This window comes from Halosimplex pelagicum (assembly GCF_013415905.1).
Lineage (GTDB): Archaea > Halobacteriota > Halobacteria > Halobacteriales > Haloarculaceae > Halosimplex > Halosimplex pelagicum.
Map to the genome: position 1 here is coordinate 1,691,229 of NZ_CP058909.1, position 15,010 is coordinate 1,706,238.

12 protein-coding genes are annotated in these 15,010 nt (G+C 70.4%); 6 read left to right on the forward strand and 6 right to left on the reverse strand.

Annotated features, from left to right (window positions below; genetic code table 11):
• Nucleotides 1–130: 130 nt before the first annotated feature.
• Nucleotides 131–1,822, reverse strand: coding sequence for an NADH-quinone oxidoreductase subunit D (locus HZS54_RS08345; RefSeq protein WP_179921818.1), 1,692 nt, complete (start codon nucleotides 1,820–1,822; stop codon nucleotides 131–133).
• 85 nt (nucleotides 1,823–1,907) lie between these two features.
• Here HZS54_RS08345 and HZS54_RS08350 point away from each other — a divergent pair, with 85 nt between their 5' ends.
• The 3 genes from HZS54_RS08350 to HZS54_RS08360 all read left to right on the forward strand — a co-directional run bounded on the left by HZS54_RS08350 (nucleotide 1,908) and on the right by HZS54_RS08360 (nucleotide 4,453).
• Nucleotides 1,908–2,573 (forward strand): helix-turn-helix domain-containing protein, encoded by a 666-nt coding sequence (locus HZS54_RS08350; RefSeq protein WP_179921820.1) that lies wholly within the window; start codon nucleotides 1,908–1,910, stop codon nucleotides 2,571–2,573.
• Between the two features lie 688 nt (nucleotides 2,574–3,261).
• Nucleotides 3,262–3,603, forward strand: coding sequence for a hypothetical protein (locus tag HZS54_RS08355; protein WP_179921822.1), 342 nt, complete (start codon nucleotides 3,262–3,264; stop codon nucleotides 3,601–3,603).
• A 40-nt stretch (nucleotides 3,604–3,643) separates the two neighbouring features.
• On the forward strand, nucleotides 3,644–4,453 hold the full coding sequence (locus tag HZS54_RS08360; RefSeq protein WP_179921824.1) for a lipoate--protein ligase family protein: 810 nt from the start codon (nucleotides 3,644–3,646) through the stop codon (nucleotides 4,451–4,453).
• A gap of 28 nt (nucleotides 4,454–4,481) precedes the next feature.
• Here HZS54_RS08360 and HZS54_RS08365 read toward each other — a convergent pair whose 3' ends face one another.
• Entirely contained in the window at nucleotides 4,482–5,582 is a 1,101-nt protein-coding gene (locus HZS54_RS08365; protein WP_179921826.1) for an aminopeptidase, read from the reverse strand.
• A 157-nt stretch (nucleotides 5,583–5,739) separates the two neighbouring features.
• Between HZS54_RS08365 and cysK the strand changes: the two genes are divergently transcribed.
• Nucleotides 5,740–6,702, forward strand: coding sequence for a cysteine synthase A (cysK, locus tag HZS54_RS08370; RefSeq protein ID WP_179921828.1), 963 nt, complete (start codon nucleotides 5,740–5,742; stop codon nucleotides 6,700–6,702).
• A 410-nt stretch (nucleotides 6,703–7,112) separates the two neighbouring features.
• Here cysK and HZS54_RS08375 read toward each other — a convergent pair whose 3' ends face one another.
• Together HZS54_RS08375 and HZS54_RS08380 are read right to left on the reverse strand one after the other, a co-directional pair.
• Nucleotides 7,113–7,907, reverse strand: a complete 795-nt coding sequence (locus HZS54_RS08375) for a class I SAM-dependent methyltransferase (protein WP_179921830.1) — start codon at nucleotides 7,905–7,907, stop codon at nucleotides 7,113–7,115.
• Between the two features lie 558 nt (nucleotides 7,908–8,465).
• On the reverse strand, nucleotides 8,466–9,740 hold the full coding sequence (locus HZS54_RS08380; RefSeq protein ID WP_179921832.1) for a DUF6498-containing protein: 1,275 nt from the start codon (nucleotides 9,738–9,740) through the stop codon (nucleotides 8,466–8,468).
• Between the two features lie 112 nt (nucleotides 9,741–9,852).
• Here HZS54_RS08380 and HZS54_RS08385 point away from each other — a divergent pair, with 112 nt between their 5' ends.
• Nucleotides 9,853–11,256 carry an FAD-binding oxidoreductase/lyase gene (locus tag HZS54_RS08385; protein ID WP_179921834.1) on the forward strand — a complete coding sequence of 468 codons (1,404 nt, stop codon included), beginning with the start codon at nucleotides 9,853–9,855 and terminating at the stop codon, nucleotides 11,254–11,256.
• A gap of 48 nt (nucleotides 11,257–11,304) precedes the next feature.
• Here the strand turns inward: HZS54_RS08385 and HZS54_RS08390 are convergent, their stop codons facing one another.
• Both HZS54_RS08390 and HZS54_RS08395 read right to left on the reverse strand, forming a co-directional pair.
• Complete coding sequence (locus HZS54_RS08390; protein ID WP_179921836.1) at nucleotides 11,305–12,138, reverse strand: deoxyribonuclease IV; 834 nt, start codon at nucleotides 12,136–12,138, stop codon at nucleotides 11,305–11,307.
• 262 nt (nucleotides 12,139–12,400) lie between these two features.
• Nucleotides 12,401–13,054: a DUF7095 family protein gene (locus HZS54_RS08395; RefSeq protein ID WP_179921838.1), complete on the reverse strand. Its 654-nt coding sequence runs from the start codon at nucleotides 13,052–13,054 to the stop codon at nucleotides 12,401–12,403.
• A 163-nt stretch (nucleotides 13,055–13,217) separates the two neighbouring features.
• Here HZS54_RS08395 and HZS54_RS08400 point away from each other — a divergent pair, with 163 nt between their 5' ends.
• On the forward strand, nucleotides 13,218–14,891 hold the full coding sequence (locus tag HZS54_RS08400) for a sensor histidine kinase (protein WP_179921840.1): 1,674 nt from the start codon (nucleotides 13,218–13,220) through the stop codon (nucleotides 14,889–14,891).
• Nucleotides 14,892–15,010: the final 119 nt, after the last annotated feature.

The window sequence follows — 15,010 nt, forward strand, 5'->3', positions numbered from 1 at the left end:
CAGGTAATAGGTCGGCCGGTGGATAAAAGACGCGTTTCACCGTTCAAAACCGCTCTGTCGACAGATCTCGTGGTTCGGTTCGTCGATCGTGGTGTTTGGTACCGAATAGCTCAGATCTGTCCCTCCGCGGTCACCGGTCCACGTCGCCCATGATCGGGTCGAGGCTGCCGATGGTGGCGATGAGGTCGGCGACGAACTCGCCGCGAGCGGCCGCCTCCAGTGCGGAGAGATTCGAGAAGGAGGGGCCGCGGATCTTGAAGCGAGCGGGTTTGTCCGTGCCGTCGCTCCGGATGTAGATGCCGAGTTCGCCCTTGGCGGACTCGACGGCGCGGTAGATCTCCGTGTCTGGGTCGGGCCGCAGCGTCCGGGGGACGTTCGCCTGGACGGTGCGGTCGCTCTCGGGCCACTCCTCCAGCACGTCGACGCACTGTTCGACGATGCGGGCTGACTGCTCTATCTCGCGCAGGCGCACGAGCACGCGCGCGTAGTTGTCGCCCCCGTCCTCGGTGACCACGTCCCAGTCGAGTTCGGGGTAGTAGCCGTAGGGGTCGTCCCGGCGCAGGTCGTAGTCGACGCCCGACCCGCGGGCCACCGGGCCGGTACAGCCGTACTCCCTGACCGTCTCGGCGGACAGCTCGCCGGTCTCGACCGTGCGGATCTGGAAGATCTCGTTGCTGGTCAACAGATCGTGGCACTCGGCGAGCCGGTCGGGCAGGTCGTCGACGAACTCGCGGATCTCGGCGAAAAAGTCGGCGCGGGGGTCGGGAAGGTCCCACGCGACGCCGCCCAGGCGGAAGTAGTTGAACATCAGCCGCTGGCCGGTCAGGTCTTCGAGGATCGACTGGATCCGTTCGCGCTCCTTGATGGCGTACATGAACGAGGCGGTGAACTCGCCGATCACGTCCAGCGCGTAGGTGCCGACGGCGAGGAAGTGCCCGAGCAGCCGCGACAGCTCGGCGCTCATCGTCCGTATCACCTGCGCGTACTCGGGCACGTCGATGTCGGCGAGATCCTCGCCGACGCGGGCGTAGGCCCACTCGTTGCAGAGGCCGGCGCCCGACCAGTCCCAGCGGTCGGGGTAGGGCATGATCTGGTGGCGGTAGGTGCCCTGCTGGCACATCTGTTCCTCGCAGCGGTGGATGTAGCCGATGTCGGGGGTCACCTCCGCGACGTTTTCGCCGTCGAGCGTGGCGCCGACGCGGAGCACGCCGTGAGTCGCGGGGTGGTGGGGCCCGAGGTTGAGGTACATCGTGTCGCCGTCGCGGTGGTCGTCGGCCAGCGGGTTCTCGTGCTCGCGGAAGGGCACGATCTGCGGTTCCTCGCCGCTGAAATCCGGGTCGAGGGGGTGGCCCTGCCACGTATCGGGCAGGAGGATCCGGCGCAGGTCGGGGTGGTCGTCGTACTCGATGCCGACGAGGTCGTAGGCCTCGCGCTCGTGCCAGTCGGCGGTCGGGTACACCGACGCCGCGCTCTCCTGTTGAGGGTCGGCGGTGGGGGTCGGGACGACCACGGAGAGTTCGCGGGTCGGGTCGTCGTAGCTGCGGAGGTGATAGATCGACTCGTAGCGGTCGCCGTAGGCCTGGCCGGTGACGCAGGCGCAGTGGTCGAACCCCGCCCGCTCGCGCAGCGCCGACAGCGCCGCCTGTACGCGGTCGGCACGGACGACCAGCGCCGGAGCGTTCAGATGCTGTTCGGTGTCAGTGACGGCGTCGTCGGGGACGACCGCCAGCGCCGTGTCGATCGGCGAGTCGGCGTCGGCCGGTGCGACCGCCGCGGAGGCGGTTCCCCCGGTCTCGCCCACCTGTCGCTGCCGTTGGTCCATACGCGCCGTTGGTGCGGTCGGACAATCGCCGTTGGCCCTCACGAGTGGGCGGGGTTTAAGTCGGCCCGCCGAATTCGATCGCGCGATGCGGTACCTGCGCGTCGCGGTCCACCAGGAACCGGCCGTGCGACACCCGATGCACCAGTTCGTCGTCGAGCAGGAGGGGTACAGCGTCTCGCGGTTGCTCCAGTACAACACGTCGCTGGCGGAGGAACCGGCCTTCCTGTTCCACGTCGACGGCGACCCCGCCCCCTACGAGCCGGCGTTGCGGGAGACCGACAGCGTGTCGACCTACGAGATCTCCCGGTGTCCCGACGACACGTTCTACCTCTACGTCCGCGAGACGATTCCGGAACACAGCCGGGACTTCGTCGGGGCGCTCACCCAGCCCGGGCTGGTCAGGCTGATGCCGGTCGAGTACCGCGCCGACGGGACCGTCCGGCTGACTGCGGTGGGACCGGCCGAGATGCTCCAGACCGCCGTCGACGAGATGCCCGACGGGATGGACGCCGAGGTGCTGGAGGTCGGGGAGTACGACGCCCGGCGGCTGGACGCCGGCAGCGACCTGACCGACCGGCAGTTCGAGGCCGTCCTCGCGGCGGTCGACTGCGGCTACTACGAGACCCCCAGCGAGGGCAGCGTCGAGGACGTGGGCGACCGGCTGGACTGCGCGCCCGGCACCGCCGCCGAACTGCTCCGGCGTGCGGAGCGGTCGGTCATGCGAAACGTCGCCTCGACGGGGCCGTTCTGAGTCGTGGTCTGTCGTTCGATCCGATGTGTTTGTTTATCGGTTGTTTCTGTTGGATAGGTTGTGAAAGCAAGTCGAACGACAGCGACCGCAGTCGACGGTGAGCGATGAACGCCCTCGCCGCGCTCGCGGTCGCTGAGGCGGGATATCCGCGCTCTCCGCACGGCCCGCGCGGATAGGGCCCGCTCAGGCGACTACACAAGCGCGAGCGCGCCTCGCCCGTTCAGTCCGCCAGGGACAGCAACTGCACCGCGACCGCAACAGCAACCGAGACGGCCTCGAACCTCCCCAGCCTCTTGCGCTCCGCGCGCCTACGGCGTGCGGTGCTCATCCCTCGCGCGACTGTTTCGAGCGGCCCGCCAAGCGGCGGGCACGCTCGACAGCGCACGCCGACAGCACAACACCACCGCTACCTACATCACCTGCAGATAGCATCCGGCGCCTGCGGCGCCGGTTCACCGGACGCGAGGGAGCGCAGCGACCGAGTCGTCCGGTCTGTGTCGTGAGAGTAGCGAACGACACCTCGTCAGAACTCGTCTCTGACGGTGTTTTCACCCATGTTTTTCCCGGGGGTCGAGGCGCGAGCCCACCGGCTCGCGCCGACGCTCCCGGGAAAACAGATGGCTGTACTGACCACTCCCGTCTCGGTGACTGACATTTATCAACTTCGACTGTCAACTCCCGGCCACCGATGAACCGAGCGACACCGATCGAGGCCCGTGGTCGGCGCAACTGGGTGGTCCGCGCGTACGGGCGCGCGCTCGGCGGGCTGTTCGCGGCGCTGGTGGCGACGTTCCTGTTGTACCTGCCCTTCAGCACGCGGTTGTTGCCGGCCGTCCGGCCGGTGGCACCGCTGGAACCGGGGTTCCGAGCGGAGTGGGCGCGCCTGTTCGGCTTCGACGTGGTCCAGCCGTACGCCTTCCAGTTCGTCGACTTCCTCGTCTCGCGGCTGACGAGTCCGCTGATATCCGGCCCGTTCGTCGTCGCCGGGGCCCTCACGCTGGCACTGGTCGTCCGCAACCGCCGAGCCTGACGAACGCAACCGATTTGCGCGCACCCTGCCAATTCGACGTATGAGCCTGGCCGACCGGGAGTGGCGGCTGATCGCCGAGGAGTCCCGACCGGGGCCGCTGAACATGGCGCTGGACGAGACGGCCGCCGAGTCGGCCGCCGCGGAGGGGGTCCGAACGCTGCGCGTCTACCGCTGGGAGCCCAGTACGCTCTCGCTGGGGTACCACCAGGACCCCGAAACTATCGACTGGGACTACTGCGAGCGCGAGGGGGTCACGGTCACCCGCCGCCCCACCGGCGGCGGCGCCATCTACCACGACGACTACGGCGACATCTCCTACTCCGTCGTCGCGCCGGCCGAGGAACTCCCCGGCGATCTCATGGAGTCGTACGAGCTGCTCTGCGAGCCACTGCTCGACGCCTTCGACGGAATGGGGGTCGACGCCCAGTTCGCCGACGAGGAGCGGCCGGCGGTGTACGAGCCGGCGTGTTACCTGCGGGCGCTCCACCCCGCGCACGACGTGGTCGCCGGCGACGGCCGGAAGATCTCCGGCAACGCCCAGTACCGCCAGAAGGACGCCGTCGTCCAGCACGGCTCGATCACCTTCGCGCCGAGGACCGAGCGCCATCTCGACTGCTTCGCCGACCCCGACGCGACCGCCGAGGCGTTCGACGACCGCGTGACGAGCGTCCACGAGCAGTCCGGGATCGATCGGAGCGGGGCCGTCGCGGAACTCGAAGCCGCGCTCCGGTCGTGGGGAGATGCTCACGAGGGAAATTGGTCTGAATCGGAACTGTCACGGGCGCGTGAGCGGGCGCGAGAGAAGTACGAGAGTCGGGAGTGGACGCGCGAGGGCGACGACCCGCTGTGAGGAAGGGGCCGGCGTCGCGTTCTCCCGCTCAGGCGTCGAAGCCGTCTTCGAACCGGAAGGTGCCGTCGCGCTGGACGACCTCGCCGTCGACCTCGATGAACGAGTCTTCGCTCATGTCGACGATCATGTCCATGTGCATCGCCGAGTCGTTGCCCTCCACGTCGCCGTCGTCGGGGACGTTCTCGTCGATGGTTCGGCCCAGCGCCATGTGGACGGTGTCGCCCATCTTCTCGTCGAACAGCATGTTGTAGGTGAACCGGTCGATGTCGCGGTTCATGCCGATCCCGAGTTCGCCCAGGCGCCGGGCGCCGGGGTCGGTGTCGAGGACGGCGGCGAGCACGTCCTCGTTTTTCCCGGCCGAGGAGTCGACGACCTCGCCGCCCTCGAAGATGAGGCGCACGTCCTCGACCTCGCGTCCCTGGGCCATCAGCGGCATGTCGAACAGCACCTCGCCCTCGACGCTGTCGGGGACGGGCGCGGTGAACACCTCGCCGCCGGGGAGGTTCTTCTCGGCGTAGTCGTTGACGGGGTTCATCCCCGCGACCGACATGGTCACGTCGGTGGTGTCGCCCGAGACGATCCGGACCTCCTCGGCGCCGTCCAGGATCTCGACCATGTTGGCCTGGAACTCGCGCTGTTCGTCCCAGTCTTTCGTGACGGCGTCGTAGACGAAGTCGGCGTACGCCTCTGTACTCATCTCGGCGGCCTGGGCGTTCCCGGTCGCGGGGTACTGCGTGCCGACCCAGCGTTTGCCCATCACCTCGTCCTGGATCGGTTTCATGATCTTCCCGTAGGCGGCGTTTTTCTCCGGCGGTACGTCGCCCGTCTCGTGGGTGTTGCTCGACGCGCGGATCGAGACGGCCACGTCGATCTCCTCGATCATCGCCTGGAGCGCGGCCGGCGGTTCGTCGTAGTCTTCGGGGTCCATCGCGCGCATGAACGCCCGCTGGACGCGGCTGCTCTGGATGCGCGTGACGCTGTTGGCGCCGCGCTCGCCGATCCGTTCCTGGAGGGCGACGACCAGGTCCTCGGCCTCGGGCGACGCCGTGATCAGCACCTCGTCGCCGGCTTCGATCCCGACCGAGTGGTCGACGATAACGTCCGCGTGGTCTTCGACTCGCGGGTCCATACCGGGGGGTCGTCCGGCAGCCCGTTAACGGTTCCCCGACCGAACGCTCCGTGAGTGGGCGGAGCGTCTGGCCGAGGCGGGGACGGGACGCCACCGGGTCGTTGTCCCCGATGTTGAGGGCGGCGACCCAACCGTCGCGAGGGCCTACGGCGAGACGATGGATATCGCAGCCGACATCGCCGACGAGATCGGCGACACGCCGCTCGTCAGACTGGACTCGTTCGCCGACAACCTCGCGGGCAAGGTCGAGTCGTTCAACCCCGCGAGTTCGGTGAAAGACCGCATCGGCGCCGCCATGCTCGACCGCGCCGAGCGCATGGGACACCTCGACGACGACCCGGTCGTGGTCGAAGCGACCTCCGGCAACACCGGTATCGGACTGGCGATGGCCTGCGCCGCCCGCGGCTACGACCTCGTGTTGACGATGCCCGAGTCGATGAGCGAGGAGCGCCGGGCGCTCCTGTCGGCGCTGGGCGCCGAGGTGGTGCTCACCCCCGCCGACGGCGGCATGGACGGCGCCATCGAGGCCGCCGAGGCCATCGCCGAGGAACGCGGGGGCGTCGTCGCCAGCCAGTTCGAGAACATCGCCAACCCGGAGGCCCACCGCGGGTCGACCGGCCCCGAGATCTGGGAGGACACGGACGGCGAAGTGGACGTGTTCGTCGCCGGCGTCGGGACGGGTGGCACGATCACCGGCGTCTCGGAGTACCTCAAGGAGGAGCAGGGCGCCGACGTGGAGAGCGTCGCCGTCGAACCGGCCGACTCGCCGGTTCTCTCGGGCGGCGACGCCGGCTCGCACTCCATCCAGGGCATCGGCGCCGGGTTCGTCCCCGAGATCCTCCGCACCGAGCTCGTCGACGAGGTCCGAACCGTCGACCACGAGCGGTCGGTCGAGACGACCCGCAAGCTCGCCCGCGAGGAGGGGATCCTGACCGGCGTCTCCGCCGGCGCCGCCCTGGCCGCTGCGAGCGAGGTCGCCCGCGAACGCCCCGACGACCTGGTGGTCGTCGTCCTCCCCGACACCGGCGAGCGCTACCTCTCGACGGATCTGTTCGAACCGGCGACCGTCACTCACTGGGAAGCCGGCGAGTCCGGCGAACCCGCCCCCGCCGACGACTAGACGCCCCGACTTTCTTCTCGGCGCGCGCTGGAGCGCGCTCTCGTGCGCGCGACCGTAGCCGCGCGAGGGATGAGAGAGTGAGTGCAACGAACGAGCGAATCGGCTGGGGAGGCTCGTGGCCGTCTGCGGTGCCGTGCGGTGACGGTTACGGTCCCGGTGGACTGCACGGGCGAGGCGCGCTCGCGCCGTAAGTCGCCTGAGCGACCCCTATCCGAAGCGGCCGCAGGCCGCGAGGATATGTCGCCCAGCGACCGCGAGCGGGCCGAGGGCGTTCATCGACTGTTGTCTCAAGCGGCCGCAGTCACTGCTAGCGAGCGCGGCGAGGGCGTCCATCGCGTGTCGTCACCCGCGCCCGAAGCCACTCGATCCGGGCCGGCAACTGCGGGACAGCGAACTCGCGTGAACACCGCTCATACGCGGCCGACGGTCACGAAGAAGGGGACCGTCTCGGTGCGGACGTATTCCTCCGCGCCCATCTGGTCGACCACGTCGCGGCCCATCGCGCGCCAGGCCGAGCGCAGGTTGTCGTACTCCCGCTGGGAGGTCTCACCGGAGAGGATAGTCTCGCGGTCGTCGGCCAGTCCCTCCCCGGTCACCTTCCGGCGGGCGGCCTCGACGGCGGCCTCGGAGTAGGGCGGCGCCACCACGCGCTCGTGGTCGTACCGCCGGGTCGAGACGACGTCGAGCCCGGCCGCCTCGAACACCTCGCGGGCGCCGGCGCCGAGGGTCACGTCCGTCTCGACGCCGTCGAGGAATCGCTCCCGGGCCCGGCGGGCCAGCCGCGACTCCGAATCGACGGTCGAATCGACCGTGACCGCGCCGTTGTCCGGCTCGACCGCGGCCACCAGATCCGAGGAGACGCGGGCGAACTCCTCGACCGCCCCGACGGGGTCGGGCAGGTTGATGAGCAGCGCCTGGCAGACCACCAGGTCGACGGCGCCGGCGACGAAGGGGAGCCGAGTCGCGTCGGCGCGGACGACGGGTCCGACCTCGCTCGCGGCGGCGAGCAGCCGCGGGTCGGCGTCGGCGCCGACCACCTCGGCGCCGCTCTCCTCGGCGAGGACGCGGGTGAGTTCGCCCGTCCCACAGCCCACGTCGAGGACCCGCTCGCGGGTCGCGAGGTCGAGATCTGCGAGCGCCTCGCGGGAGTCGGCCCACATCCCCTCGCGGGTCGTCTCTAGGTAGTCGGCGCTGAACTCTCGCACTGAGCGTTCGTTCGACACCGCGGCCGCATAGGCGCGTCGGTCGACGGCGTTCGTGTACCGACCGCACTCGGCGGCACGCGGTGAACGCCCTCGCCGCGCTCGCCAGCAGTAATCAGCACCGCACTCGACGGCACGCGATGGACGCCCTCGACCCGCTCGCGGTCGTTGCGCTGGATATCCGCGCTCTCCGCACGGCCCGCGCGGATAGTGCCCGCGCAGACGACTGAACGAGCGCGAGCGCGCCTCGCCCGTTCAGTCCACCAGGACCGCAACTGCACAGCACCGCGACCGCGACCACCCCGCACAGCACCGCAGACGGCCTCACACCTCCCCAACCTCTTGCGCTCCGCGCGCCTGCGGCGTGCGGTGCTCATCCCTCGCGCGGCTATTTCGAGCGGCCCGCCACGAGGCGGGCACGCTCGACAGCGCACGCCAACTGCACCGCTCACCGCGACCACACCGCCCACCGCAACCGCAACAGCGCTCATCAACAGGAGTCGAAACGTTCCAAAAGAAGCGAACGGGCGGTTCTTCGAGACGAATCGGACCGAAGACGGCTCAGTCCGCAGCGGTCGCCTGTTCGACGTCGCGCTCGTAGAGCCAGCCGACGCCGAGCGCGTCGGCGATGGCCTTCGGGTCGTCGACGTGAGGGGCCAGCAGCGACCCGGGCGTGTCGTCGTGTTCGACCTCGTCGGGGTCGGGGACGGTGAACTGCAGCTCCGGGGTCTGGTCGCCGCGGTCGAACTCGACGCTGGCGGTATCGAACAGCCGGTCGACGCGGTCGGTCTCGACGACGAGGCGCCGCACCTCGTCGCGCTCGATCCGCTGCTGGGGCTCGTCGAACAGCGTGTCGTAGGCGACGAGGACGCCGTCGTAAGAGCGGTACTCCAGCGGGCCGTACCGGAGGTAGCGAGTCGCGGCCCGAAGCGCCCCGAACGCGAAGACGAGGGCGAGGGGAACCAGCGCGAGTCGAAGGGCGAAGGCGGCGAGGAACGCGGCGACGAGGTAGAAGACGACGACGGTGCTGGTCAGGGTGTAGACGACCCCGCGGTAGAGCGCGTCGGCGACGGCGACCGCCCGGGAGGGGCGAGCGCGGACGACCGGCTCGCCGTCGGGCTCGACGACCGGTTCGGGTTCGATCTCGGTCTCCTTGCTGCCGTAGAGTCGGTAGAAGACGCCCCGCCTGTCGGGGTCGCGTTCGACCTGAATCGCCCGGAGGTCGTAGACGAGTTTGCCGGCGACGACCAGCCCGAGCACCGCGCCGCTGTCGAGGCCGAACGGACCGACGACGAACAGGAGCGTCCCGACACCGAAGACGTACTTGAACGGGGCCAGCACCACCGACCGGGGGGAGTGGTCGCGGTAGCCGCCGTCGCGGAAGTAGTCCGCCGCGGTCTCGACGCCGCGAGCGGCGAAGACGCCGACGCCGCCGAGCAGCATCTGCCCGGTGGTCTCGGCGGTGATCGTCGGGTCGGCGAGGGCGAACAGGAGGAACGCCGCGCCGAGCTCTATCGGCGCGAGGAGGACGACGAGCGTGACGAGCGTCGGCAGGTTCCGGAGGTAGACGGGCGGGAGCGGTCCGGGGAGGTCGATCCCGCCGCGTTTGGCCTGGAGCGCGCCCAGCAGCCGGTGGTCGTCGATCGCGTTGTTCGGCCGCTTTGCGGCGAAGGGGACCTTCACCGCCGCCCAGAACAGCACGGCCGCGAGTTCGAAGACGAACACGCCGAGGAGGACGGTGGCCGACCACCCCAGGGCCAGGACGCCCACGGGGGCCACCGCGTTCGAGGCGACCACCGCGAGCGGCCCCGGCCGGTCGAGGGAGGGGACTCGCATAGCCGAGTGTCGACGGTCGCTCAATTGAGGGTCACGGTTCGTCGACGGGCCGGTCGCCGAGCGGGACGGGGAGTCAGACATATGGTGGCCGGGCGAAAAGGGCGGACAACGAATGGGAGCGGACGAGCCGGAGTTCGACCGCGGGGTGACGCTGTGGGAGCAGGCTCGGGAGTACTTCGGGTGGTACCCGACCGCCGACGTGGACGCGCTGGTCGTCGGCGGCGGCGTCCAGGGCCTCCTCGTTCTAGACGAACTCGTCGACCGGGGGTACGCCGCCGCGCTCGTCTCGAACACGCCGCTGGGCGCCGGCCAGACCTTCGACTGGCCAGGGGTGCTGTCGAAGGGGTACCTGAACCCGGACCGCGCCCGCCGCGAGGCCGTCGACGAGCGGTGGCTGCCGTTCGCCGAGGACGCCCGCGTCCCCGTCGAGGGCGGCGAGTGGCACGTCGCCTCGACGGACTACCCGTACCGGCACCTACTCGACCAGTGGGACGAGGCCGGCTACGAGTACGACGAACGGGAGGCCGCGGACCTCCACGAGATCTATCGCGAGGGGACCGTCTTCGCGAAGGGCAGCGGCGAACACGTCGCCGCGATCGACGAGTACGTGATCGACCGCGAGGCGCTCGTCCGCGCGCTCGCGGCGGACCACGAGGAACGCATCGTCGTCGGCGATATCACTGATGAGTCGTTCGCGCCGGGCGGCTCGTCCCTTCCGGCGCTCGACCGGCTCACCGTCGAGACCCACCAGGACCTGACCCTGCAGGTCGAACCCGACTGCGTCGTCGCCGCGACCGGCACCGGCACCCATCGGTTCGTCGACTCGCTGGTCGGGGGCGAGTCGTTCCGCGAGGCCGGTGGCGACGCCGACGCGGTCCGGGCGTCGCTCGACCCGGTGACCTACCGCAACCAGCTCGTCCTCGCGGTGCGCGGGCCGGCCGAGGTCCTCCCGGCGGTCGGCGCGTACCTCCCGCACAAGGGGATGTCGGTCGTCCCGCGCCGCCACCGCTACCGCGAGGAGAACTACGTCACCTGGTACGTCACCAACGACTCCGCCGCCGAGGACGTCGACCCCGGGGACACCACCGACGAGGCGATGGGCACGCTCGACCCCGAGAAGGTCGAGGTCGGCTACAACAAACTGTTCGAACTCGTCCCCGCGGTCAAGAACCGCGCCGCCGGCGAGGCCGACCTGGAGTTCTACGCCTACGCGACGCTCCAGCAGCGCGTCGAGGGCGAGGCCGTCCCCCACGCCGAACCGCTGGCGGGGGTCGAAAACGTCGGCGTCGCGCTGCCGTCCTGCGCCGCGGGCGTCTGGCGGGCGACCGACGACGCCGCCGAGTTCGTCGCCGACGCCGTCGACCCCAGCGGTCCGGTCGAAGAGATTCCGACCGGCGGCGACCCGCCCTACGGGCAACTGGCCGACGACCGCCCCGGCGCGCGCTGGCTGGACTGGAAGGCGCTGGGCGTGCGGTACCCGCGCGTGCAGAATCGGCCCGACGCGGTCGAGAAGTAGGCTCGCCGTACTCAGTCGGCCCGCGGTCTCTCGATCGCTCTCCCGCTCTCAGTCCTCGCGCAGTTCGCGGACCCGCTCGACGTTCCACGCGAAGCTCTTGCCGTCCTCGGTCGGCGTCTCCAGGACGAGCGGCACGTCCAAAAGATCCTCGTGGTTCAGGAACGCGCGCATGCCGTCTTCGCCGATCTCGCCCTCGCCGACGTGGGCGTGTTCGTCCTTGTTCGTCCCGCAGGCGTGTTTCGAGTCGTTGAGGTGGATGCACTCCAGGTGTTCCAGGCCGACCACGTCGTCGAACTCGGCGACGGTGTCGGCGACCCCTTCGGGCGTCGAGAGGTCGTAGCCCGCGGCGAAGGCGTGGGCGGTGTCGAGACACACGTCCAGATCCTGGGCCGAGCGGTCGAGCACTTCCGCGAGGTGTTCGAAGTCGCCGCCGAGTTTCGTGCCCGAGCCGGCGTCGGACTCGACGAGGACGGTGACGCCGTCGGGGATCGACAGCTCGTCCAGCGCGCTGGCGGCGTTGTCGAGACCGCCGTCGACGCCCGCGCCGGTGTGGGCGCCCAGGTGGACGTTGACGTACGGGATGTCGAGCTTGTCGGCGGCGTCGACCTCCTTCTGCATGGAGTCGACGGACTTCTCGCGCAGGTCGTCTTTCGGGGTGCAGAGGTTGACGAGATACGAGGAGTGGATGACCCACGGGCCGAGGTCGTGCTCCTCGTTCAGCTCGCGGAACTCGGCGGCTTCGTCGTCGCCGACCGACGGGTCCTGCCAGACCTGCGGCGAGTGGGAGAAGATCTGGCCGCAGTTGCCGCCGATCTCCAGCTGTTCGTCGACGGCGTTGGGGACGCCGCCAGCGATCGATGTGTGTGCGCCGACACGGGTCATGGCCGACCGCAGGGAGTCGACCGGCAAAGTCGTATCGGACCGCCGCCGGTCACGCGCCCGTCCGACGGTCGCGGCCGTCGCCGTACGCGTACACCAGCGCCAGGAAAAACAGCGTGACGAGCGCCCAGGCGAAGACGCCGAGGAGGATCGCCCACAGGAGCATACCGCGACGGACGCGGCCGCGGCCGATAGTTATGCGCCGCTTGAACGAGTCAGGCAGTCATTTCGGGGTGACCGGCGGGCCAGTCGAGGGGGGCGGGCTCTAGACCACGTCGCCGCGGACGGTCGCGCCCTCCTGGCGCTCGCGGTAGGCGCGCAGCGCGTCGGCGGCCTCCTCGGCCACGTCGGGCTCGGCGCCGAGCATCTCCAGGGCGCCCGACAGCGTCGGGAGGACGAAGTCGCCGTCGCGCAGTTTCCGGAAGGCCTCCTCGCTGCGCTGCCCGTCGACCCACAGGCAGGCGCCGCGGGGGTCGAGGATGTTCTCGTAGTCGCCGGTGGCCAGGGCCCCTTCCAGGCGCTGGGTGACGTTGTCGTCGAACGACGCGTTGCACACTTCGAGGTGGACGGGCTCGTCGTCGTCGACGAGGTGGGCGGCCAGACACTTTTCGGGGGCGGCGTAGCCGTTGGCGTTGGTGCGGACGTGTTCGGTGTGCTCGGCGGCCCAGTCGGCCCGGACCGTCTCGCCGATGCCGTCGACGCCCAGCGTCAGCTCGTCGGGTTCGGTGTCGCTGTCGTCGCCGCCGACGAGGATGTCTTTCGTGAGATAGATGTCGAGGCGCTCGACGGGGTCGAGGCCGAGGGCGGCGTCGCCGAACACCCAGATCTCCCTGACGGGGACGGGCATGGGCTCCTCGTCGACGCGGGCGACGAGGTCCTCGACGCGGGCGACGGCCTCCTCGCGCGAGAGGTCGGTCATCGACGCGAGGTAGCCGCCCGAGGGGGAAAACGGTTTCTCGACGCCGGCGCGGCGCCGTCGGTTCGGCGCCGCCACCGTCTCGTGTCGGACGGACGACCGCAGCTATCAGCGACCGATCTCGGAGGCGCGCGGTTTTATGCGGCTCGTCGGAAAAGGGTAAGCGATGCGACTCCGGACGCGGTTCGTCCTGGCGCTGGCGCTGGTGGCGCTGGTGCTGTCGGCCACGTCGCTGGTCGGGTTCGTCCTCTACCGGGACGCGGTCGTCGCCCAGGAGCGGACCGAGCTGGCCCACTCGGCGGAGTCCGTGGCGACCCAGCTCGACGCCGTGCTCACCGAGCGGGAGCGACAGGTCGAGCTGTGGGGGTCGGCGCCGTCGCTGGTCGACCACGGCTCGCAACCGCAGGCGGCGCGGCTGCGGTCGTTCGTGCGGACCACGGAGTTCAGCGGCGCCTCCGTGATCGCGGCCAACGGGACGATGACGGGGCTGTACTCGGAGGGGCTCACGCCGGCCGCCCGCGACCGGGTCGTCGGCCAGCAGTTCGGCGACCGGACGTACTTCGAGCGGGCGATGGCGGGCGAGACCTACGTCAGCGACCCCGTCAGGGCCGAGACGGGGAACCTCATCGTGACGGTGAGCACGCCGCTGCGCCGCTCGGGCGAGACGGTCGGGACGTTCAACGGCGCGTTCCACCTCGACCGGGGCGACCTGTCGGCGATCGTCCGGGCCAACTCCGGACCGACCCAGGGGATCCGGATCGGCGCGAACGGGACGACGCTGTACGCGGCCGGACCGGTCACCGAAGAGGGCGCGGACGCCGACCTGATCGGCGCCGACGAGACGGTCGCCGGGACGGGCTGGACGGTCTCGGCGACGACGACGCGGGCGGCCTTCGAGTCCCAGCTGTGGGCCGCCACGGCCGCTCAGGCCGGCGCGTTCGGGCTGGTGTTGCTGTCGATCGCCGCGCTGGGCGCCTGGCTCTACCGGGAGTTCGTCGGCAACATCGAGCGGCTCCACGGCGGGTTCGGCGCCCTGGTCGACGGCGACTACGGGTCGACCGTCTCGCTGACGGGCGCGACCGAGTGGGCCGAACTCGAAGCGGGATTCAACGACCTGAGCGAGGTGCTCGCCCAGCGCCGCTCGGAGGTGATCGTCCTCAACCGGGTGCTGCGACACAACCTCCGCAACGCGATGACGGTCGTCGTCGGCAACGCCGACCGCATCGCCGAGCGCAGCGACGACGAGACGACCCGGACCGAGGCCGACCGCATCCGACGGCGCGGCGAGTCGCTGCTCGATCTGGCCGACCACGCGCGGGCCATCGAGTCATCGCTGGGCGCCCGCCCGACGGAGACGGCCGCTCGGCCGGCCGACGCCATCCTCGAAGACGTGGCGACGACGCTCCGCGAGGAGTTCCCCGACGCGGACGTGCGGGCGGCGGGGCCCGAACAACCGGTCGCGGTCCCCGACGGCGACCTGTTGCTCGTGGCGCTGGACGAGCTCGCGCGCAACGCGATCGCGCACAACGACGCGCCGACGCCGACGGTCGCGATCGGCGCGGCGGTCAAGGACGGGACGGTGACGTTCACCGTCGCGGACGACGGCCCCGGGATGCCGGCGGTCGAGCGCCGCGTCCTTACCGACAGTTTCGTCGAGACCCCAACCCAGCACGGAGCGGGGCTGGGCCTCTGGCTGGTCACCTGGCTGGTCCACTGGGCCGACGGCGAGATCGCGGTCGCGGTCGACGACGGCACGACCGTCACCGTCGCGGTCCCCTGCGAACCGGCCGAACCGGCCGAGCCCGCCGAGGGGACGGACGACAAGTCGGCCGGGGAGTGACGGCCAGTCGACCGCCCGGCCGGCGAGCGGGTCGCGTCGTCGGCGCCGAGGGCCGGGGCCGACTGGCGCCGGGCGAGCAGGGAACGAAACCCTGAGGGCCGTCGCCCCGGTAGGTCGGG

Bases quoted from the DNA above. Each gene is read 5' to 3' on its own strand.
- cysK (WP_179921828.1), top strand. From the start codon at position 5,740: ATGGATATCGCAGCCGACATCGCCGACGAGATCGGCGACACGCCGCTC.
- HZS54_RS08345 (WP_179921818.1), bottom strand. From the start codon at position 1,822: ATGGACCAACGGCAGCGACAGGTGGGCGAGACCGGGGGAACCGCCTCC.
- HZS54_RS08385 (WP_179921834.1), top strand. From the start codon at position 9,853: ATGGGAGCGGACGAGCCGGAGTTCGACCGCGGGGTGACGCTGTGGGAG.
- HZS54_RS08355 (WP_179921822.1), top strand. From the start codon at position 3,262: ATGAACCGAGCGACACCGATCGAGGCCCGTGGTCGGCGCAACTGGGTG.
- HZS54_RS08400 (WP_179921840.1), top strand. From the start codon at position 13,218: ATGCGACTCCGGACGCGGTTCGTCCTGGCGCTGGCGCTGGTGGCGCTG.
- HZS54_RS08380 (WP_179921832.1), bottom strand. From the start codon at position 9,740: ATGCGAGTCCCCTCCCTCGACCGGCCGGGGCCGCTCGCGGTGGTCGCC.
- HZS54_RS08360 (WP_179921824.1), top strand. From the start codon at position 3,644: ATGAGCCTGGCCGACCGGGAGTGGCGGCTGATCGCCGAGGAGTCCCGA.
- HZS54_RS08390 (WP_179921836.1), bottom strand. From the start codon at position 12,138: ATGACCCGTGTCGGCGCACACACATCGATCGCTGGCGGCGTCCCCAAC.
- HZS54_RS08365 (WP_179921826.1), bottom strand. From the start codon at position 5,582: ATGGACCCGCGAGTCGAAGACCACGCGGACGTTATCGTCGACCACTCG.
- HZS54_RS08395 (WP_179921838.1), bottom strand. From the start codon at position 13,054: ATGACCGACCTCTCGCGCGAGGAGGCCGTCGCCCGCGTCGAGGACCTC.
- HZS54_RS08350 (WP_179921820.1), top strand. From the start codon at position 1,908: ATGCGGTACCTGCGCGTCGCGGTCCACCAGGAACCGGCCGTGCGACAC.